This is a genomic window from Cesiribacter sp. SM1, from assembly GCF_020178975.1.
In the GTDB taxonomy this organism is placed as follows: Bacteria; Bacteroidota; Bacteroidia; order Cytophagales; family Cyclobacteriaceae; genus Cesiribacter.
On record NZ_JAHXBU010000045.1, the window covers coordinates 88372 to 107446 of the forward strand.

Annotated in this window: 19 protein-coding genes; 13 read left to right on the forward strand and 6 right to left on the reverse strand. The window is 46.7% G+C overall.

What is annotated here, in order from left to right; genetic code table 11:
• The first annotated feature begins 171 nt into the window (after window positions 1-171).
• The 12 genes from KWJ01_RS09605 (at window position 172) to KWJ01_RS09660 (ending at window position 11716) form a co-directional block, all read left to right on the forward strand.
• Window positions 172-738, forward strand: coding sequence for a Crp/Fnr family transcriptional regulator (locus KWJ01_RS09605; protein WP_224996217.1), 567 nt, complete (start codon window positions 172-174; stop codon window positions 736-738).
• A gap of 125 nt (window positions 739-863) precedes the next feature.
• A complete protein-coding gene (locus tag KWJ01_RS09610; RefSeq protein ID WP_224996218.1) occupies window positions 864-1418 on the forward strand; it encodes an NADPH-dependent FMN reductase in 555 nt (184 codons plus the stop codon).
• A gap of 230 nt (window positions 1419-1648) precedes the next feature.
• On the forward strand, window positions 1649-2167 hold the full coding sequence (locus KWJ01_RS09615) for a 2'-5' RNA ligase family protein (protein ID WP_224996219.1): 519 nt from the start codon (window positions 1649-1651) through the stop codon (window positions 2165-2167).
• Window positions 2168-2602: 435 nt separating this feature from the next.
• Entirely contained in the window at window positions 2603-3271 is a 669-nt protein-coding gene (locus KWJ01_RS09620) for a GNAT family N-acetyltransferase (protein WP_224996220.1), read from the forward strand.
• A gap of 28 nt (window positions 3272-3299) precedes the next feature.
• Window positions 3300-3749, forward strand: a complete 450-nt coding sequence (locus KWJ01_RS09625; RefSeq protein ID WP_224996221.1) for a GNAT family N-acetyltransferase — start codon at window positions 3300-3302, stop codon at window positions 3747-3749.
• A 242-nt stretch (window positions 3750-3991) separates the two neighbouring features.
• Window positions 3992-4561, forward strand: coding sequence for an AraC family transcriptional regulator (locus tag KWJ01_RS09630; protein WP_224996222.1), 570 nt, complete (start codon window positions 3992-3994; stop codon window positions 4559-4561).
• Window positions 4562-4965: 404 nt separating this feature from the next.
• Window positions 4966-7308, forward strand: coding sequence for a TonB-dependent receptor (locus KWJ01_RS09635; RefSeq protein WP_224996223.1), 2343 nt, complete (start codon window positions 4966-4968; stop codon window positions 7306-7308).
• A gap of 18 nt (window positions 7309-7326) precedes the next feature.
• Window positions 7327-8121 carry a DUF4249 domain-containing protein gene (locus tag KWJ01_RS09640; RefSeq protein WP_224996224.1) on the forward strand — a complete coding sequence of 265 codons (795 nt, stop codon included), beginning with the start codon at window positions 7327-7329 and terminating at the stop codon, window positions 8119-8121.
• A gap of 179 nt (window positions 8122-8300) precedes the next feature.
• Complete coding sequence (locus KWJ01_RS09645) at window positions 8301-9212, forward strand: class I SAM-dependent methyltransferase (protein ID WP_224996225.1); 912 nt, start codon at window positions 8301-8303, stop codon at window positions 9210-9212.
• A 103-nt stretch (window positions 9213-9315) separates the two neighbouring features.
• The gene (locus KWJ01_RS09650; protein ID WP_224996226.1) at window positions 9316-10293 is read left to right on the forward strand and encodes a S9 family peptidase; all 978 of its coding nucleotides are present in this window, start codon (window positions 9316-9318) and stop codon (window positions 10291-10293) included.
• Between the two features lie 54 nt (window positions 10294-10347).
• The gene (locus KWJ01_RS09655; RefSeq protein ID WP_224996227.1) at window positions 10348-10797 is read left to right on the forward strand and encodes a VOC family protein; all 450 of its coding nucleotides are present in this window, start codon (window positions 10348-10350) and stop codon (window positions 10795-10797) included.
• 43 nt (window positions 10798-10840) lie between these two features.
• Window positions 10841-11716: a leucine-rich repeat domain-containing protein gene (locus KWJ01_RS09660; protein WP_224996228.1), complete on the forward strand. Its 876-nt coding sequence runs from the start codon at window positions 10841-10843 to the stop codon at window positions 11714-11716.
• A gap of 178 nt (window positions 11717-11894) precedes the next feature.
• Here the strand turns inward: KWJ01_RS09660 and KWJ01_RS09665 are convergent, their stop codons facing one another.
• Entirely contained in the window at window positions 11895-13397 is a 1503-nt protein-coding gene (locus tag KWJ01_RS09665) for a serine/threonine-protein kinase (protein ID WP_224996229.1), read from the reverse strand.
• Between the two features lie 388 nt (window positions 13398-13785).
• Between KWJ01_RS09665 and arfB the strand changes: the two genes are divergently transcribed.
• Entirely contained in the window at window positions 13786-14199 is a 414-nt protein-coding gene (arfB, locus tag KWJ01_RS09670) for an alternative ribosome rescue aminoacyl-tRNA hydrolase ArfB (protein WP_224996230.1), read from the forward strand.
• Window positions 14200-14413: 214 nt separating this feature from the next.
• Here the strand turns inward: arfB and KWJ01_RS09675 are convergent, their stop codons facing one another.
• The 5 genes from KWJ01_RS09675 to KWJ01_RS09695 all read right to left on the reverse strand — a co-directional run bounded on the left by KWJ01_RS09675 (window position 14414) and on the right by KWJ01_RS09695 (window position 19027).
• Window positions 14414-14791, reverse strand: coding sequence for a DUF4260 domain-containing protein (locus tag KWJ01_RS09675; RefSeq protein ID WP_224996231.1), 378 nt, complete (start codon window positions 14789-14791; stop codon window positions 14414-14416).
• A 156-nt stretch (window positions 14792-14947) separates the two neighbouring features.
• A complete protein-coding gene (locus KWJ01_RS09680; RefSeq protein WP_224996232.1) occupies window positions 14948-16084 on the reverse strand; it encodes an FAD-dependent monooxygenase in 1137 nt (378 codons plus the stop codon).
• 71 nt (window positions 16085-16155) lie between these two features.
• A complete protein-coding gene (locus tag KWJ01_RS09685) occupies window positions 16156-16743 on the reverse strand; it encodes a Crp/Fnr family transcriptional regulator (RefSeq protein WP_224996233.1) in 588 nt (195 codons plus the stop codon).
• Window positions 16744-17185: 442 nt separating this feature from the next.
• The gene (locus tag KWJ01_RS09690; protein WP_224996234.1) at window positions 17186-18247 is read right to left on the reverse strand and encodes a serine hydrolase; all 1062 of its coding nucleotides are present in this window, start codon (window positions 18245-18247) and stop codon (window positions 17186-17188) included.
• Complete coding sequence (locus KWJ01_RS09695) at window positions 18248-19027, reverse strand: hypothetical protein (RefSeq protein ID WP_224996235.1); 780 nt, start codon at window positions 19025-19027, stop codon at window positions 18248-18250.
• Window positions 19028-19075 lie beyond the last annotated feature (48 nt).

Sequence of the window (19075 nt, forward strand, 5' to 3'; positions counted from 1 at the left end):
ACTATGTATTGCCAGGCTTCAGCAAATGCAGCTGTAGGCATGGAGCTGTATTTGCTGCTGTATGCGCTCAAAAAAAATTGATTTGAGCGAATAATCTTGCCTGACAGTACAAAGTAATCACCAGTAAATGCTATATTTCTTGATATAGATCAAGGAATATTAGCTATTCCCATGGGTGAAGAATTAAAGGCATACCTGGATAAAGTTGTGCCCCACGACGACGATGCGTGGCAGGCAATGCAAAGCTCGCTTAAGCGCAGGCAGCTTGCCCGGCATGAGCATTTTCTTGTGCAGGGAGAAGTATGCCGGCACCTTGGCTTTATTGCTGAGGGCTATGTGCGCCTGTATTACCTGGTGGGCGGAGAAGAGATCACCAAGGATTTCAATTTTGAAAATGAATTTTGCGGCTCTTATGCCAGCTTTATTTCCGGGCAGCCTGCCCTGTTCAATGTTATGGCCATGGAGCCTGTACGGCTGTACACCATCTCCAGGGATAGCCAGCTGATGCTCTTCGAAAACTACTTCTGCTGGCAGAAGCTGGGCAGGTTAAGCATGGAGCGCATGTTCATTAAAAAAGAACAGCGGGAAGCCTCTTTCCTGCTGGACTCACCCGAAGCACGCTACGAAAAACTGCTCAGGGAAACGCCACACTGGGTGCAGCGGGTGCCTCTTAAATACCTTGCTTCCTACCTGGGCATTACCCCGGAAACCTTAAGCAGAATCAGAAATAAACGTTAACTTAGCCTGCGGGGGAGTTCTCATCATCTGTTGGCCCATAGTTTAGAGCAGCACTTCCACATTTATAGATCTGCCCTGCTGAGGCTCCATGCCACAGGCAGAGTTTTTTAAATAGAATGCTAAAAATGAAAGTACTTGTTTTACATGGCTCCCTGGAGAACAGGCCCGAGTCTGCAGAAATGCGTGTGATCAGCCACCTGGTACAGGCTGTGCAGCAAAAAGGATTAACAGCTGTTCGGCTGGAACTGTCAGAAGCGCAAATCCCTCTTTTCAATCCTACCTCCCCAGCTGTACCAGAGGCTGTAATCAGCATGTGCCAGACCCTGAAGGCTGCGGATGTCCATATCTGGTTTACGCCGCTATACCACGGCAGCATGACGGGCGCCCTCAAAAATGCACTCGACTGGGTGGAACTTACCAGCGCAGATCCCAGCCCATACCTTACTGGTAAGATCGTAGCCCTTACCTGCCTTTCAGATGGCCTGCACGCCCTGCAGGGAATTAATGCCATGGATGCAGTGGCCAAATCGCTGCGTGCCTGGGTGCTGCCCTTTTCAGTTCCGGTAATAAAACCAAGCCTGTTTGAAACAGACGGCACTACCATTACCGACTACTACAAAAGTAAATTTGATCAGCTCATTAGTATGCTCGCAGCCTCGGGAAAGCTTCTGCAGGCTTAGGCATTAATAGTATAATGTGCATTAGGCTGGCGGGTATTCAGCCTATTGAATTATACTGTAGATGCTACCAATGCATTCACCAACACAGCTAAGCCGCCTTGTGATAAAGCCAGCTCCGGCTGTTGATCATTAAGCCTTGTGGACGCTTTTTTAAACCGCTGTAGCAAGCTATCGCAGGGCAACCCCGCTATGCTTCCCGGCGATATACTAATTCTTTAATGAGTATACAGATGGAAACAAACCCGCTTATTCTCACCCTTTCCCTGGATGAAGAAGCCTCGGCTTACTTTACAGCTTTACGGGATAAGCACTTCCCGCCGGAGCGTAATTTCCTGAAAGCGCATTTGACCCTGTTCCACAAGCTCACGATGGAAAGAGTAATGCTGCAGGAAACCTTGTCAGAGCTTACCCTTCAGCAAAGCCAGATGCTGCTCCAGGTGGCCGGACCACAAAGCATTGGAAACGGTGTGGCATATAAAATCATCAGCAGCGAGCTGCAACAACTGCACAAGCACCTGCAGCAAAAGTGGCAGCCTTTTCTTTCTCCCCAGGACAAACAAAAGCTAAGGCCCCACATTACCATTCAGAATAAAGTAGCACCGGCCGTTGCCAGGCAGCTACAGGAAAATTTAGCAGAAAGCTTCAGCCCTTTTACAATCAGGGGAACGGGTTTAAGCCTGTGGGAATATCTCGGTGGCCCCTGGAAACACTACAGAGAATTCAGCTTTCAGGCACAGCCATTGTCCTGATCCGGCAACAGCCCTAACACATCCAGATCAAACCTTAAGCCAGTGATTTCATGGAATGGGCCTTTCATATAACATTAAGTCGAAGAACAGAAGGCGGGGCATAAAACAGGAATTTTGTAAACCTTCCCCTTATTTGTATAAAGCACAGCCTGCTGAGCCATGATAACTTTGTATCATCAAATAAACATTACCACAATAACAAAGATCATGGACCAGACTATTAAAACAAGCAATTGCAGCAGTTCAACCTGCTCTTGTGAGATGTGCAACTGTGGAAGCAGCTGTACTGGTAAAGCATGCTCCTGTGGATGCTCCTGCTGCAGTTAGCCCCCATTTGCCCTCACTGCCAACCATTAACTTAATCCCAGAGCTGCTGCAATCCCAAAGTTAGGGAAGCCTACAGCCCACCTATTGAACAGATTAACGCTCCCACCAATGTTATACTACTTTACCAAACAAGATGAATTATCTCCACTCCCCACAGTACAGGGGCTGGAAATACAGGAAGTTGACGATCCCCGGCTGATGTCCGTATTAGGGCAGATATCCCTGGAGGAAGCACGTAAGCGGTTCGCAAACGAACATAAAGCATACGTAGCCTACCTGCACCAGGTACCTGCTGCCTTTGGCTGGATGGCCATGGGAAAAGCCAGGATCGGTGAGCTGAACCACGAGTTTATTCTGCCGCTCAGCCATCGCTATTTATGGAATTTCAGAACGCTGCCAGACTTCCGTGGGCTTGGTATTTACCCGCAACTGCTCCAGTATATCATAGCTTCAGAAAAAGCCCACAGCGACTGCTTCTGGATCATGCATGCACCTGAAAATAACGCATCACAAAGAGGCATTCGTAAGGCTGGCTTTAAGCTTGTTGGCAAGGTATCTGTTGTAGAGGGTAGCGAGGTGATTTTTACTGAAGAGGGAGATGAGGTAGCGCTCCATGATGCATTGGATACTTTTAGTTTCATAAAATCAGAAAAGCAGGCAGCCAGCTGCTGGAATTGCAGCAGCCCCTACCTGGTGAACAGAAAAAAGGAATGTTGCTGCAAGTCTGATAACAGGGAATGTACGCACCATTTATATCAGGTAATCCATACGGTATAAAATTCAGAACCTTCTCCCCTTAACAGCCATGAGCATTACCATAAGAAAAGTTACCGAACAGGATACCGATGCTTTCCTGGAGATGATGAAAGCACTGGCTACCTATCATCACCAGCTGGAATTTGTGAAAATTGACAGGGAAACATTTATTCAGCATACCTTTAGAGAAAACCCCATTATTGGAGCCTGTGTCGCTGAGAAAGACGGAGTACTGATAGGCTATGTATCATACACTAAAAATTTTTCCATCTGGGCAGGCAGCGTGTACCTGAACATCGACGATGTATTTGTAAAGCAGGAGTACAGAAGCACCGGTGTTGGCGAACGCATGATGAATTTTGTAAAGCAAGAAACCCGGGCTGATGGGATAAACATGATCCGGTGGGAATCAGAAAAAGACAATCATAAAGCCATCAGGTTCTATGAGCGGCTTGGTGCCAGCCTGCGGGTGAAAGCCATCTTTATGTGGTCCGTTTAAAGCCTGCAGAATTTTACCAGTACCCGTGAACACCCTAAGCTCAAAGCCAGTGGTATGCTCCTTGCTGAAAGAAGCTTAGGGTTTTGCCAAAAACCAGGGAATGCAGCTTCCCCGGGCAGGCAAAATGGGAAGGGATTAGCACTTATCAGAAAATTATGTAAATCATTGCTAAAAATCTGTAACAGGTTAAGGCTGGTATCTGCCGAATTTTGAAACAGATATTTTTTTTAACAGCAACGGCAATGACGAGTGAAATCTTAATCAAAGGCATGGTTTGCAACAGATGTATTACTGTTCTGAAAGCAGACCTGGAAAAAACAGGATTAACCGTTAAGGAGATCAGCATGGGCCGGGTAGTGTTTGACGGCGAAATAGATGAGCAGATGCATCAGCAGATCAGGAGCCTGCTCCTGGGCCTGGAGTTTGATCTGTTGATCGACCGGCAGACTAAGCTTATTCAACAGATCAAGGAAATCATCAATACAACATTAGACACCGCCGTTCATGGAGCTGAAACCAGGCTAAAGCTCTCCAGGGTGCTGGCAGATAAAATGAACCTTGGATACAGCTCGCTAAGTGAGATCTTTTCCCGCTCAGAAGGCATTACCATAGAGCAGTACGTAATCCGGAGAAGGCTTGCGAAAGTAAAGGAACTACTGAAATTTACTGACAGCACCCTTACAGAAATCGCCTATCTTACAGGCTTCAGCAGCGTGCATCACTTGTCAAAACATTTCAAAGACCTCACTGGGGTTTCACCCTCTCAGTATCGCCTAAAAACAAACACAGCCCCGGAACTTTGTGCTGCCTGATGTTTTCAGGTGCCTGGTGGGCTTACTCATTTGGCTATGCCAGCCACGCAGCGGGTGTATCTTCCTTTTTTCTACATAGTCATACCTGAGCTGCACCTAAAGAAAAAACCAGCCCTCTCTCCTCTTTAGTACCAGCCGCCAATCTTCCCCTTCCACTGAAGGGCTTAGCTTGTTTTGCGGCTGGTGTGTGCTTTTCTCCAACAACTTTCCGGATATAATCATGCACTCCTTACTACCCGAGGGAGTGCATGGCTATGCACACGTTCATCAGCAGAAACACTGCTCCAGAATTGTATAAATCTCTCCGATTATTTTGTAAAGTCTCCGCTCAGGCCTCACCCTAACTTTGTGATATCAAAAGCAAATACTACACCCCAAAACTTCATAGTTCAATACCTATCCCCATGAAAAAGCAATTTTTAATTCTACAAGGGCTACTACTTTTGCTCTGCCTGATGATCGGGCCAGCAGTTGCCCAGGAGAAAGTAACCATCAGCGGTTATGTAAAAGACCATGCCTCAGGTGAGGGCCTTATTGGTGCTGCAGTTACCATACAGGAGCAGCCTGGTGTAGGCGTAATAACAAACGAGTATGGCTTCTACTCATTCACGCTTCCAAAAGGAAACTACACCCTGCTCTACAATTACCTTGGTTACACTACCACCTCCAGGCCGCTTGCTTTAACTACCAGCCTGCAGCTGGATGTTGAACTAAAGGAAAATATCTCTTCACTGAATGAAGTGGTGATTACCTCCCGGAAAGAAGATGAAAACGTGCGCAGTATGGAAATGAGCACGCAAAAAGTAAGAATGGAAGAAATCAAAACCCTGCCTGCTCTTTTTGGTGAGGTTGATGTGGTGAAAGTAGTACAGATGATGCCTGGCGTACAAACTGCCGGCGAAGGCACCTCTGGCTTTTATGTTAGGGGTGGCGGTGCAGATCAGAACCTGATTCTGCTGGATGAGGCCCCTGTATACAATGCTTCGCACCTGATGGGCTTCTTCTCGGTATTTAATGCTGATGCCATTAAGGATGTGCAGCTTTACAAAGGCGCTGTTCCTGCCCAGCATGGCGGGCGCCTTTCGTCGCTGCTCGATATACGCATGAAAGAGGGAAACAACAAAAGACTGGCTGTTTCCGGTGGCATTGGTACCATCTCCAGCCGCCTTACTGTTGAGGCACCCATTGTGCAGGATAAAAGCTCCTTTATGCTATCGGGCCGCCGAACCTATGCAGATCTTTTCTTTAAGCTCAGCAGCGACGAGAACATCAAGAACAACAAGCTCTACTTTTACGACCTGAACGCAAAGCTGAACTATACCCTCAACAAGAACAACAGGTTGTTTATATCGGGCTACTTTGGCCGTGATGTAGCCGGCACAAATGACTTTTTGATGAACTGGGGCAATGCAACCGCTACCCTGCGCTGGAATCACCTTTTCAGCGACAGGCTGTTCTCCAACACTACCTTTATCTTTTCAGACTTTGATTATGCCATTGGCTCCAAAGAAAAAGAATCAGAATTTACCTGGAAATCTAAAATCATTGACTGGGGGCTAAAACATGATTACACCTACTTTCTGAATCCGAAAAACCAGCTACGGTTTGGCCTGCAGGCTACCTACCATAACTTTAAGCCTGCCGAGGTAACGCCCGGTGAGTTTTCCTATGTATCCGAAATTAAGCTGAATAGCACCAATGCATTTGAAGGTGCGCTGTACCTAAGCAACGAACAGCAGCTCACAAACCGCTTAACACTGGACTATGGTCTGCGCCTATCCAGCTTTACAAATGTAGGTCCGGGTAAAGTATATAAGTATGATGAGGCCTTTGAAACACCGATAGATACTGTACAATACAGGCGCTTTGAGAAAATTAAATCATACGGAGGACTGGAACCCCGGATTGCCGCAAAATACGAGCTTAACAGCCTAAGCTCCCTGAAAGCCTCCTACAACCGCAGCCTGCAGTACCTGCACCAGGTATCAAATACAGCATCGGCCATGCCCTTCGATGTGTGGATTCCCAGCAGCACCTATGTAAAGCCACAGCTGGCAGATCAGGTAGCAGCTGGCTATTTCCGCAACTTTAACGACAATATGTTCGAGGCATCTGTGGAGGTGTATTATAAATGGATGGACAACCAGATTGACTACAGGGACTATGCTGAAATTCTGCTGAACGACCAGCTGGAAACAGAATTACTGCATGGCACTGGCAAGGCTTATGGAGCAGAGTTTTACCTGCGTAAACAGAAAGGACTCTTAACAGGCTGGCTTAGCTATACCTTATCCAAAACAGAACGCACGGTGCCTGGCATTAATGGTGGTAACCCCTACCCCTTGCGTTACGACCGCCGCCATTCCGGCAATGTGGTGCTGAGCTACCAGTTAAGCCCTACAATAAACATTGGTGCCAACTGGGTGTATGCCACCGGGGGTGCGGTTACCATGCCTGTAGGACGTTACGAGTACAATGGAAAAACCTACCCCATATATTCTGAAAGAAACGGCTACCGCCTGCCAGACTACCACCGCCTGGACCTCTCTGCCACCTACCAGAAGCGGGGCAGCGAATCTAAGAGGTACAACAGCAGCTGGACGCTCTCTGTCTACAATATGTACTCCCGTAAAAATGCCTTCTCTGTGTACTTCCGTGAAAACGAAGACGACAGAAGCAAAACCGAGGCAGTAAAAATGTACCTGTTCGGCATCATTCCTTCCCTAACCTACAACTTCAACTTTTAACCTCTATCCACAACCAACATGAAAAAGTATATCCTGATAAGCCTGAGCCTGCTTAACTTTATATTCAGCAGCTGCGAAGAAGTAATAGAATATAAACTGGACACCGCCGATGCCAGGCTGGTAGTGGAAGGCCTCATCACCGACCAGCCCGGGCCATACCAGCTGCGCATTTCCAACAGCAGGGGCTACCTGGAAGAAGGCAGCACCGCCGGTGTGAACGGCGCCCTGGTAATTATTTCTGACAGTGAAGGCACCACCGATACACTTACACAGGTAAATGACGGCCTCTACCAGACCACTAAGCTGCAGGGCAAAGCAGGCAACACCTACTATCTAAAAGCACTCGTAAACGGAGAAACTTATACTGCGCAAAGCTATATGCCCGCTGTTGCACCTCTCGACTCCCTAACGTTTGAATACAAAGCAGATGGTCATATGCAGGAGGAAGGTTACTACCCTTACATTCACTTTGGCGACCCTGCCGGTAAAGGCAATTTCTACCGCTGGAATGTATACATTAATGGCGAACTGGCACCCGATGAACTGGCCGTGCTAAACGACGATCTGTATGATGGCAGCTATGGCCATGCCAGCATGCAATTTGCCCTGAAGCCAGGAGATAAGCTAAGGGTAGAGATGTACGGAGTGGATAAACCCGCCTACGAATTCTGGTACGCACTGGTAAACCAGCAGAATTCTACAGGCAGCCCTTTTGAAAGCACACCGGCCAACGCTCCCGGCAATATCAGCAATGGAGCCATGGGCTACTTTGGAGCCTCTGCAGTAACCGTTGCCGAAGGAGTGGCAGAATAATTTAATAATCTGCCAGCCACGCAAAGTCCTGCTTAGCTGTACCTGCGGGCTGTTCAAAATTGAATAGTGATTTAGTAGCTACTACTCTTTTTCCCCTCTCGATATGCTTGCTGTGCTTTAGCGCATTTTGTAGCTTTCCCGAAAGGGCTTCACCTGCCACAACACCTTTTTTACATGCTATGGATAGTTTGAAAACACAGATCGACCAGCAGCTACGGTACAACAGTACAAAAAACCTGTTCTGCATTGAGTCGCAAAGTAGGCTTGGATTTTCTTCAGCAACAGTTTCCTACATAAAAGAGCACTTTGCTGCACTAATCAATTTAAGCAAACAGGAAGAAGAAGTGCTTGTAGACTACCTGGCAGATAAAGCCCTTGAATCACTTTGCCGGGTAAACCAATTTTATTACTTCAGCAGTTCAGACAGGCTTGCACTGAAAGGTATTTATGTAGAGATGCTCGCAGCCATCATGCAGCTGCCTGCCCGGGCTATTGCAAATGGATTAGCGGATATAGCAAAGCAGCACTACCAGGCACTGCAGGCCTGGGTAAAAAGATCTAACCCTTTTGCCAAAACACTTTATGCTTCAACAGAGCCTTACCTTGAGCAGGAAGTTGTTTGCGGAGAATACGCTGCACGCACACAACTACAATTGTTAGCTATAGACATCCACACTTTGCAGGAGCCTGTACTAGACCTGGGTTGCGGGCAGCAGGCTTACCTGGTAAAGCATCTTAAAGCTGCAGGTCTTGAGGCATTTGGAGTTGACAGACTTGCCACAGCAACAAACTATTTACATAAAGCAGACTGGTTTGAGTTTGATTTGTCAGGCAGGAGCTGGGGAACCATCATCAGCAACATTGGATTTTCAAACCACTTCCTGCACCACCACCTCCGCGTAGATGGGGACTACACCAGGTATGCGCTGCGGTATATGGAGATTCTTCGTTCTCTGAAAGTGGGAGGGGCGTTTTATTACGCCCCTGATCTTCCCTTTATTGAGCAGTACCTCGATCCAGCAAAATTCAGGATCTCTAAAACCGCCGTGGCAGGTACTGCGCACTGGGCTACAAAGGTTGTAAAGCTCTAGTTTCAGTAGGGGTTACCTGCATACTTACATTAAATCAAAAAAAACAGAAATGACCAGAGTTGTTATAGCTTTACCCAGAGCAGCACTGCTAACAGCATCCATTATGTTGTTTGTATTACCAGCGCTTGCCCTCCTTCGGCCAGCCACTCCCCTTCTGAACCAACAAGCTCAAGAATTTACTAATCGTACTGCTCTTTATGAAAGTACAGCTGTTTCTTTTAAAAGCGGGCCCTACACCTTAAAAGGAAAGTTACTGGCACCCAGGAACAAAACCAGCAGGGTTCCTGCCATTGTTTTTTGCGTGGGCTCCAGTGGCAGCTCCTCCATGGCTGGCTATGCCAGCTTCCTGGATTCCCTCTTTGAGCAAAACCTGCCAATGGATAGCATCGCCCTTTTATACTTTGATAAAAGAGGCGTGGGCGAATCTGAAGGCAAGTGGTTTAACACCGATTTTGAGGGAAGAGCCGCCGATGCAAAAGCGGCTGCCGATTATCTGCGCACCCTTCCATTTATCGACAGCAGCAGGATTGCAGTAGCAGGCCATAGCCAGGGAGGCTGGATTACGCAAGTGTGCCTGTCGGAATATCCGGAGACATTTGTAGGTGGCATTTCTCTGGCGGGCCCAACTTTTGATGTAAAGGAACAGGTGCGCAACCACTACACCAGCAACCTAATCTGTAAGGAGCAAATGGCAGCGGGAGCAGCCCGGAAAAAAGCACTCCGACAGGTGAAGCTTGATTTTTTCCTCACGTCTCTTTTACCCATTAAGGAAAACTGGAAACAGCTGAAAGTGATCAAGAAGTTTGAACCTGCCAGATATTTAACAAGCATTCACAAACCACTGCTGCTGCTGTTTGGAGAGAACGATGCCCTGGTTTCGCCAGCCTATTGCATGGCAGAGCTTAACCGTCTATTTCCACAGGGTATCCCATCAAATATCCGGACCATAACTATAGCGGGAGCAAACCATTCTTTCAAACTTGCTGACCTCTGCTACAAAGGCCCCTCAGGAGCCCTATCTTATTCTGCGGATTGCAGGAGACAAATAAAGGCCTGGGCAAAAGCCTACCTCTTACATTAAGGAAAAGCGGCTGCTACAGCTTAAGGCTTACATACATAACAGATAGCTTAAAAAATGAAAGTAAAGTACGTTCACACTAATATTGTCACAAGGGATTGGAAAAGGCTTGCTGACTTTTACATAACCGTGTTCAACTGCGTTCCTGTCCCCCCACAACGGGATCTGAGCGGCGACTGGCTTGACAAAGGAACCGGCCTTAAAAATGCACACTTGCAGGGCATGCACTTACGGCTTCCCGGTTATGGAGAGAGTGGACCAACCTTAGAAATATTTCAGTACGCAGAAATAGCTGGTGCTGAAAAAGCTTTGCCAAACAGGCAGGGCTTCGGACACATTGCTTTTCAAACAGAAAACATTTCTGAAATATTAGAACTGGCATTGAAAAACGGCGCATCGAAGGTTGGAGATATCTGCACACATTATGTGGAAAATGTAGGGCAGCTAACCTTCATTTATATTTCAGATCCGGATGGTAATATTATTGAACTTCAAAACTGGGCCTGATCTGCCTTCAGTTAAGTTGTACAGGATTTTAAATTAATATTCCATGACAATCGGGAGCCTTCAACAGCAGCTACAGGAAGCCTACAGCATTAAAAACTTAAACAGTATTTCCTTAACGCTTATCAAATTATACAAGCATAAGCAGTTTTCAGCACTCCAGCATATTGCAAATACAATAAGTGAGTTTGTAGATATCCGGATCACAGCTGAGGGCAAAGGCTTCTCCAGGCTCATTATGTTGTATCATCCGGACAGGGCTAATTATTATTCAACTGAGATCAGCAAGCTGGCAGAGCAGAACAACTTCAGTGCTTTACTGAAGCATTCCCACATATTGAAGCTAGAGCGCATTGAAGAAATTGCACATTCGCTAAACGGGCACGAAGATATTGATTACTCACCAGTGTATGAATGGGATTCCACTACAGTTGGCTATAGCATTATTGATGATAGCCAAAGAGTAAAAAGGGCTAAAAGCAAGCCTAAGCATTACAACTTCTATGATGCCATAAAATTGAGAGAGTATGGTCATACCAACATAGAATTCCCCTCCTACTATCTGGAAGATATTGATGACTTTGAGCTATCATCCTCCCGCATCGACAACCTGGATGGTGTACAGTTCTGTTTACATGCAAAAAAGATTGATTTGTCTGACAACCAGATTACTGATCTTTCCTTACTGGAAGGACTTACGTATGTAGAAGAGTTAAACCTCTCCGATAATCAGGTGAGCATTATCGACGCCTTAGCTAGCCTGCAGAACTTAAGAATGGCCTTTTTAGCAAATAACCAGATTGAAGACATAAGTCCGCTGATGGATCTTGAAAACCTAAGCTATGTGGATTTGTCTGGCAACAGCGTTAGTCAGGATCAAATCAGTAAATTAGAAGCGTTAGGCGTTACAGTAGACTACTGAATGCTGCAGCCCCCCATTAAGAGCAGGGCCCAACGGCAGCATATGAGCTTTTCACCAACCCCTAGCCTGAAAATAATAATACCTGATAAAGATAAAGCAGCCTTAAGCATCAATCACTTTTAGCTGTTTCTTTTAGGCTGTGCCTGATTGAAGTAGTTAGAAGGAAAGCCCGGCTGAATCAGGAAAAGCGCCTTTTTAACTTCCTGACCCGCTTCTTATGCGCGTTCTTTTTCTTTACAGTTTTAGATTTTGGACTGGCTTTAAACCAGGTTTTTTTAGCCTTACTGATGGTTGTATTGCTGGTAGCAGGCCGGTTAACTTTTGATGAGCTGATTTTAGAATTGCCGGAAGCCGCAGTAGCTTCTGTTTCCTTTGGCTGGTTCCGGGGCTTTTTAACTGCTGGCGCCACATCCGCCGGTGCAGGCTGCAGCTCAATTTCCTGTACCTCAAGAGCCTCTTTGTTGATGATGGGAGTTTGAACCACCAGCTTTTCAGTGGCCGGAGCTTTCCTGCTTCTTACCTGGCTTTTTGTGCTCTTTTGCTGCACCGGAACCTTTTTTTGAGAAAGTTCAGTGGCCTGCTTCAGTGGCTGTGTGGCTTTTTCTGCTGGCTTTTCGGCTTGTAGGCTGGTGCTTTTCTCCATTATAGCAGGGCTCTTTTCCTCTATGTCTGTTGAGCCTTCTACTATGGGCGCTGAACTTACATCAATGGGTTTTTCCGACGACTTTCCTGGCTCAAGATCGTAAAGCGTTACACCCGCTATAGCCACAAAAGCCACGGCCGCAGTGGCCAGCGAAGAAACAACTGTCTTGTTCATGTCGAGCAGCTTTCTCTTTTGCTTAGCCATGGGCCACTGCCCTGTTTCCAGGTAGTGCCTGCCTTTTTGGGTAATTTCTGTAGCAGTGGGTCTTTTGCTGCGGTCTGCCGACATGCAGGCTTCCAGAATTTTACTTAAGGCAGGAGAAAAGCCAGCGGGAAGAGTTGGTACACGTGCCCCTTTAAGCAAGCACTGGCCGCCTGCACCTTCCCAGGGCACTTCATTGGTGCACATTTCGTAAAGCGTTACGCCCAGTGAGAATATATCACTGGCAGCATCGGCTGTAGGGCGGTGGTCGAAGCGTTCGGGCGGCGCATAGGCTACGGTGAGTGCCTGTAAATTGGCAGTTGTTTTGGATAAGGTGTTCCTGATCCGGCTGCTGACACCAAAATCTGCCAGCACAAAAGTTTCCGGCTGCAGGAGCAGAATATTATCAGGTTTTATATCCTGATGAATGATAGCAGGATACTGCCTATGAATTTCTTCCAGTGCTGATCCTATCTGGCTCATAACGAGTGCCACCTGCCGTTCGCTGTAAACACCCGATCTTCTTAACCCCTCTCCCAGCGAGCCATGGGGGCAGTAGGTCATGATCAGGTAGGGGGCACCATCGGCCACATCAAAATGGTTCACCTTCAGCAGATGCGGATGGGATAAGTTATGGGTAAGTGAAAACTCGTTTTTAAACTGCCGCAGGCCCCATTCATCCAAACCTCCGTTTGCTGCATAAATCTTGATGGCCACCACTGCATCATCGGCCATCTGGTCCCTGGCCATCCACACTTCCGAGAACCCACCTTCGCCAATCAGCTGGTCTAAAAGGTACCTACCCGCGAATACTTCGTTCTGCTTTAATACTGGCATAAAAAATTCAAATGCTCCTGAAAAAAAGTCTGCTTATGCTATAGGCGCTACCCCCACTGAAACCGATGTTTTTAATCCATTAGTGTGCTATAAAAATTTCACCTCTCCTACTAACGTATATTAAATACTACATTAAGGGCTTATTTATTGTCCAGACCAGCCGGCAGCTTCTTAATTTCAGGATAAATAACTGAAACAGCTGCGTGCTACCCTACTGACGTAACTACTGGGCAGCAGGTTGTAGCGTATTAGGTTTAGAGGCAAAAAGCGCCCATACAAGAAAACGGTATGCAGCAACATTAGAGAGCAGGAAACGATTAATCAGTAACAGGCCGGGTTTGTAGCGCATGCCAGAACAGAGCCTGTTAGCAGAATATAGCACAGTAGCATGATTGATTTAAAAGAACGTGATTTTGAGCGTGAATTCACTTTCCAGACATCCAGAAGTGGTGGAGCCGGCGGGCAAAATGTTAACAAAGTCGAAACGAAGGTTGAGTTGCGTTTTTATGTAGCGGGCTCCGCTCTGCTCTCAGAAGAAGAAAAACTGCTGGTACAGCAAAAACTGGCTAACCGAATCAACAACGAGGGTTATCTGCAGCTGGTGTGCCAGGAATCACGCAGCCAGCAGAAGAACAAAGAGCAATGTATAGAACGGTTCTATGAGCTCTTAAGCCAGGCATTCAGAAAGCAGAAGAAGCGGAAAGCAACCAAACCCAGCAGGGCCTCGATGCTGCGCCGGCTGGCTGGCAAACAAAAACAGGCGCAGAAAAAAGCCAGCCGCAGCCACAAAGGAGATTTGTAAGCGCTTTTTTCTGCACATTTCCGGCTAAACAGCTGAACATCAGCAATTAGCCCGCAGCTACCGTTCAAACTATAGGGCCAGGAACTGAATTGGTTTACAGGTTCTGCTTTTAGCAGAACTAAGGGCGCTAAACAAAGAGTTGTTTACCTGTCGCCCTGGGTGTTGATAGGTTTATAGCATACATCTGCCCCAGGGAATTACAGGCCACTATGCCTTAAACTTTTGGTACACTGACTTGCTGCTTTTTGCCAATCCAGCCAAGGTGGGTGTGCTGAAAGCTGTCTTCGTACTTGAGGCCATAGCCTAATGCCCTATCCATGGCACTATGACCAAATAACACCAGCCCCGCCAGCTGAAGCTCTGGCACAGCCATTACCACCCCTGCTGCAACAAAGGCTAAGGCAAGGCCCTGGTGGTGAAAGATGTTGTAGGTCCAGGCACCAATCTTTGTATTCAGCAGGTAGCCCAGCATACTTAAATCTGGTGCCAACAGCCAGGCAGGGAACACCCACCAGGCATACCCCAGGTAAATACTTGCCCCAAAAGCAATGAGGAGTTTTACGATATCTTCCAGACGTATCAAAGTTTTCATATCAACATTTTAATTATTTGTTCAGGCCAGCAGGCATCGTGCAATTTGAAAAAAAGTCCATTTATGCTGCTTACACCCCAGGCCCGCAAAATATACTTCTTTTGTGCTGAAGTTGCAGCTTCTAATCAGGCCAGGCGTGGCCTATTATACTGGAGTTTAAAAATCAACATTAAGTATCTTTTCCAGCTGCTTTTGCTGTGCTCCTGAAGGCAGGGCACGCATCAGTGTATTCCTGAGCGAGCCTATGAGTTTGTTCTGTACCTGGGCTAAATTTCCAATCAGGCGCGACTGCTTAACTATATATTGTGTTCTTTCCATTCGCCTCTTTTCAAATATTTGAAAAGCATCGGCGATGGTCTTAGATGCCTCAATCACATCAGCCAGGATAACAGCATCCTCTATAGCCTGGCAGGCTCCTTGGCCCATGTTTGGGGTGGTGGCATGAGCAGCATCTCCAATCAGCAGTATGTTTCCAAAAGCGTAGCCTGGCAAAGGAGCAAGATCAGCAATGTCGTTCCATATCAGCGCTTCATTTTTTGTTGCCCGCAGTACTTCAGGGATGGGGTGGTGGTATTCTCTAAACTGATGGAGCAGATCATTTACGGTAAACTTCTTCAGAAGAGCATCATTTTGTTTTGCCTTGATGCAGGCAAACCAGTAAAGCTTATTATTCGCGAGGGGTACAATCCCAAAGCGGCCGTTAGGCCCCCAGGTTTCACTGGCTTCTCTTAAATGGTCAGATGGATAATCGATCACGGCACGCCAGCAGGTATAACCGGCATAGCGGACCTTTGAGTCCGGCAGTAACTTTTCCCGGATCGGGGAATGAATGCCGTCGGCAGCAATCAGGTAATCCGTCCAATCCTGGCTACCATCACTGAAGTGCAGGAGGATTCTATCACCTGTTCTTTCAAAATCTATGCAGCACTTATTGGTTTGTACTTGCTCCGGGTGCAGAAAAGATAGTAACACACTGTGCAGCATTGCACGATGAATGGTAAAATTATCTGCCCCGTATTTCTGGCTAGATGCCTGGGTGTTGGTTTTACTTATTTGCCTTCCCGCCTTATCTTTTATGACTAAAGCATCCAGCAGCCGTCCCTTCTCCATAACGGCCTTCTCTACCCCAATTTTTTTCAGGGCTTTGATGGCATTAGCGGCAAGCCCCAGCCCTGCACCAACTGCTTTTATTTCCGGAGCTGCTTCGTAAACCGAAGCCCTGATTCCAATTCTATTGAGGGCTATGCCCGCTGTAAGGCCTGCTATTCCGGCACCCAGGATCACTGTTTTCATTTTCTTGTGAGCATTAAGTACCTCACAAAGGTCAGCCGAAACAAGCAAAAACAATTTTACATATGTTAAATTTATTGAACTCCAGCCCGGATACGGCTTAGGCTCACCTGGGTAATATTGAGGTAAGAGGCGAGGTACTTTAAAGGGCAGCGGTTGCTGATGCCGGGATACTTCTTTTCCAGCTCTTCGTAACGTTCCTTTGCTGAAAGAAACCGAATGCTTTCGATCCGTTGCTGCCCCTCCAGGAAAGCAAAGATGATTATTTTGCGGGCAGCTGTTTCTATGGCATGATACCTCGAACAGCAGGCTTCGAAATCGGAAGCTGAAAAATAATAAATATGGGAATCTTCTATAAGCTGAATGGCTTTTCTGGAGGGCTGGCTGGTAAATAAGCTTTCAACGCCGCCAATAAATTGCTGATCTATGGCAAAATAGTCCGTTACCTCAATTTCATTCCGGAAGTAATAAACCCGCGCAAGGCCCCTGGCTACAAAATACATGTTATAAGACACCTGCCCTATTTTTAGCAGTTCAGTATGCTTAGGCAGCTGCTTTTGATGAACAATCGTCTCCAACGCCTCCATTTCAATTATTGAAAGAGGACTAACTTTAGCCAAAGCCAGTGTAACAGGCGAAAATTTTTCAGTTCGGGAGAGCATGACAACAAGAATATGTATGTTACATTCTGGCAACATTGCGTACTAAAATTACAGAAAAAGCCTGTCACTTCATGTTCTGTTTCTTTATGTTCCTGATAGCAGGCCGGCAGATCAAGCCGATCCCATTCTTTATCCAGGTCTTTCTACACCTCCACACATTTTGGCCTGCTGCAGCCAGGCGCTTTAGGTTAGCAAATACTTCTAATGCCATTGATCTTCTTAGGCAACCCGGAAGATGCTCCTCTGCTTGATGATACCGGTACATTGGCCTAGCATCCAATCTTTATATTTCCAGCATCTCATCAACCATATATACTGCATCACGTAATCTGGCAATTTTTGACGCTAAACATTATGCTTAACAGTAAAAGCTGCCTGCTTCACTAACAGGCTTTTACCTGAGACTACCTTTGTGCCAGAGAGGCCTGAAATACAGATTTCATTATTTGCAGGCCCTGAAGATTGGCTCTATGAGTGCTCCTTCATCAGTCCAGAGACTACGGTCTGTATAGGGAAAAGCTGTATAGACAATGAGCAACTCCTTTTCCGGGCATACAAACACAAATTGCCCCCCGTGCCCCTTCATCGCATAACCTTTGAAAGCAGGCAGTAGCCAAAAGTAATAGCCATAGGGAGTATTAGAACCAGCCTGTACTTTAACAGCCTCCTCCAAATAAGAGGCACTTATCAGCTGCTGCCCTTCCCATTTACCATTTTGCAGGCACAGCTGCCCTAGTTTTGCCAGATCCCGGGGCTTCAGGTGCAGGGAAAAAGCACCGAAGTTAGTGCCATCCTTTGCTTTTTCCCATTTGTACTCCTGAATACCCAGAGGGTTAAAAAGCTTCTCCTGTGTGAATTGCTCCAGGCTTTTTCCTGCAGCAGTAGCAATGGCAGCTCCTGCCAGGTGTGGCAATCCATCATTATAATGAAAGATGGCACCGGTATCATATACCATTGGCCTGCTCAATATATATTGCAGGCTGTTACCAGGTGTGTGAAACAGTTCTTCGGTATGAATACCATTATCAAAATCCAGCCCTGCCTGCATACTTAAGCAGTTTCTCAGGCTGATAGAAGCCTTTTTGCTGTCACTGGTAAACACCTGGGGATAAAATGAGTAGAGGGACTGGTTAAGACTTGTAATCAGCCCCTCCTGCAGTGCTACCCCCGCCAGCATGGAAGTAACACTTTTGGTGCAAGACTGGATATTATTGAGGCGATGCTGATCCCCTTTATCTTTAGCATAAGCCTCGGCCACTAATTTGCCCTGTCGAAACACCAGCAGGCTTTCTCCCATCGGAAATTTTTCAGCACTATAAAAGTGTATAAAAGCCTGCTCCAAAAGACCCTCATCCATGTTCACGTCAGCCGGGGTACTGATAGCCCAACCGTCATGCAGCGTTTTGGGGGTAAAGCCTTCATAAGGGAGTTTTAATTCCTGCTCTTTGAGACAGGAGGTAAAAAGGCCCAGGGCTATGAGCGTTAGTGCTAGCTGTTTTATCACCTAAAAGAGAAATTTAATACCCAAGCGATGCTGCAATTCCTGATAAGCCCCGGAATAAGAAGCTTTCATGTACACATAGCTTAGCTGGTAGAAATAAGCAGTAGAGAATTTTTCGGAGAACTTTAGCTGGCACCCTGCCTCTACGACAGGATTCAGATGCCGGTTAAGTGTTGCCAGCTGCAAATTCTGATGGTTAAGCTTTACAATGTTGCCTATAGCGGTATCTTCTATTTTATAGTCCCTGTGAGATTGGGGGCGGCTAATAGCTCCCGCTAAAGGCAGCGTAAACTGAACGAAGTAGAGTTTCCTATCACCTACAGTTTTGATGAGCCGGGTTGTAAGTCCCGCTCCTATAAAATTAGACCAATACATATGGCTATCGTCCCAAACCGGATAATAACCCAGCCTGTAATTTGCAGTAAGCAAACTGCCCAGCTGAATTTCCACCCCGCCTACCCCGGCAACTGCTCTGCTGTAGCTATGCTCCAGCGCTAGGTTAAGCCAGGTAGCTGTTGCGCCACTTTCATAGCTGGTTTTGGGGCTGGCATATCCCAGTTGCATTTTTAGCAGATGAGCACCATGCGTAGTATTTCCCTGCCAGGAAGGCGTTAGCATAATGCCAGGGCCACTACTATTTTTTCCGCTAATAAGCTGCTCTACCTGCTGAAGGTGAAGTGGCTGCAGGGAAACAGCAAACTGCTTGAGCCTGGGAGTTTGTGCAAAAGCAACAAAAGGCAGTAAAAGCAGCAGGAGCGCATTAACCCCTGACCTGATATGCAAGTGGATTACTGGTAGCTGGAGCAAAACATTTAGAAAATACGATGCGAA

Excerpts from the sequence above, each read along its gene's own strand:
- KWJ01_RS09605 (WP_224996217.1), top strand. The coding sequence starts at position 172 with ATGGGTGAAGAATTAAAGGCATACCTGGATAAAGTTGTGCCCCACGAC.
- KWJ01_RS09610 (WP_224996218.1), top strand. The coding sequence starts at position 864 with ATGAAAGTACTTGTTTTACATGGCTCCCTGGAGAACAGGCCCGAGTCT.
- KWJ01_RS09615 (WP_224996219.1), top strand. The coding sequence starts at position 1,649 with ATGGAAACAAACCCGCTTATTCTCACCCTTTCCCTGGATGAAGAAGCC.
- KWJ01_RS09620 (WP_224996220.1), top strand. The coding sequence starts at position 2,603 with ATGTTATACTACTTTACCAAACAAGATGAATTATCTCCACTCCCCACA.
- KWJ01_RS09625 (WP_224996221.1), top strand. The coding sequence starts at position 3,300 with ATGAGCATTACCATAAGAAAAGTTACCGAACAGGATACCGATGCTTTC.
- KWJ01_RS09630 (WP_224996222.1), top strand. The coding sequence starts at position 3,992 with ATGACGAGTGAAATCTTAATCAAAGGCATGGTTTGCAACAGATGTATT.
- KWJ01_RS09635 (WP_224996223.1), top strand. The coding sequence starts at position 4,966 with ATGAAAAAGCAATTTTTAATTCTACAAGGGCTACTACTTTTGCTCTGC.
- KWJ01_RS09640 (WP_224996224.1), top strand. The coding sequence starts at position 7,327 with ATGAAAAAGTATATCCTGATAAGCCTGAGCCTGCTTAACTTTATATTC.
- KWJ01_RS09645 (WP_224996225.1), top strand. The coding sequence starts at position 8,301 with ATGGATAGTTTGAAAACACAGATCGACCAGCAGCTACGGTACAACAGT.
- KWJ01_RS09650 (WP_224996226.1), top strand. The coding sequence starts at position 9,316 with ATGTTGTTTGTATTACCAGCGCTTGCCCTCCTTCGGCCAGCCACTCCC.
- KWJ01_RS09655 (WP_224996227.1), top strand. The coding sequence starts at position 10,348 with ATGAAAGTAAAGTACGTTCACACTAATATTGTCACAAGGGATTGGAAA.
- KWJ01_RS09660 (WP_224996228.1), top strand. The coding sequence starts at position 10,841 with ATGACAATCGGGAGCCTTCAACAGCAGCTACAGGAAGCCTACAGCATT.
- KWJ01_RS09665 (WP_224996229.1), bottom strand. The coding sequence starts at position 13,397 with ATGCCAGTATTAAAGCAGAACGAAGTATTCGCGGGTAGGTACCTTTTA.
- arfB (WP_224996230.1), top strand. The coding sequence starts at position 13,786 with ATGATTGATTTAAAAGAACGTGATTTTGAGCGTGAATTCACTTTCCAG.
- KWJ01_RS09675 (WP_224996231.1), bottom strand. The coding sequence starts at position 14,791 with ATGAAAACTTTGATACGTCTGGAAGATATCGTAAAACTCCTCATTGCT.
- KWJ01_RS09680 (WP_224996232.1), bottom strand. The coding sequence starts at position 16,084 with ATGAAAACAGTGATCCTGGGTGCCGGAATAGCAGGCCTTACAGCGGGC.
- KWJ01_RS09685 (WP_224996233.1), bottom strand. The coding sequence starts at position 16,743 with ATGCTCTCCCGAACTGAAAAATTTTCGCCTGTTACACTGGCTTTGGCT.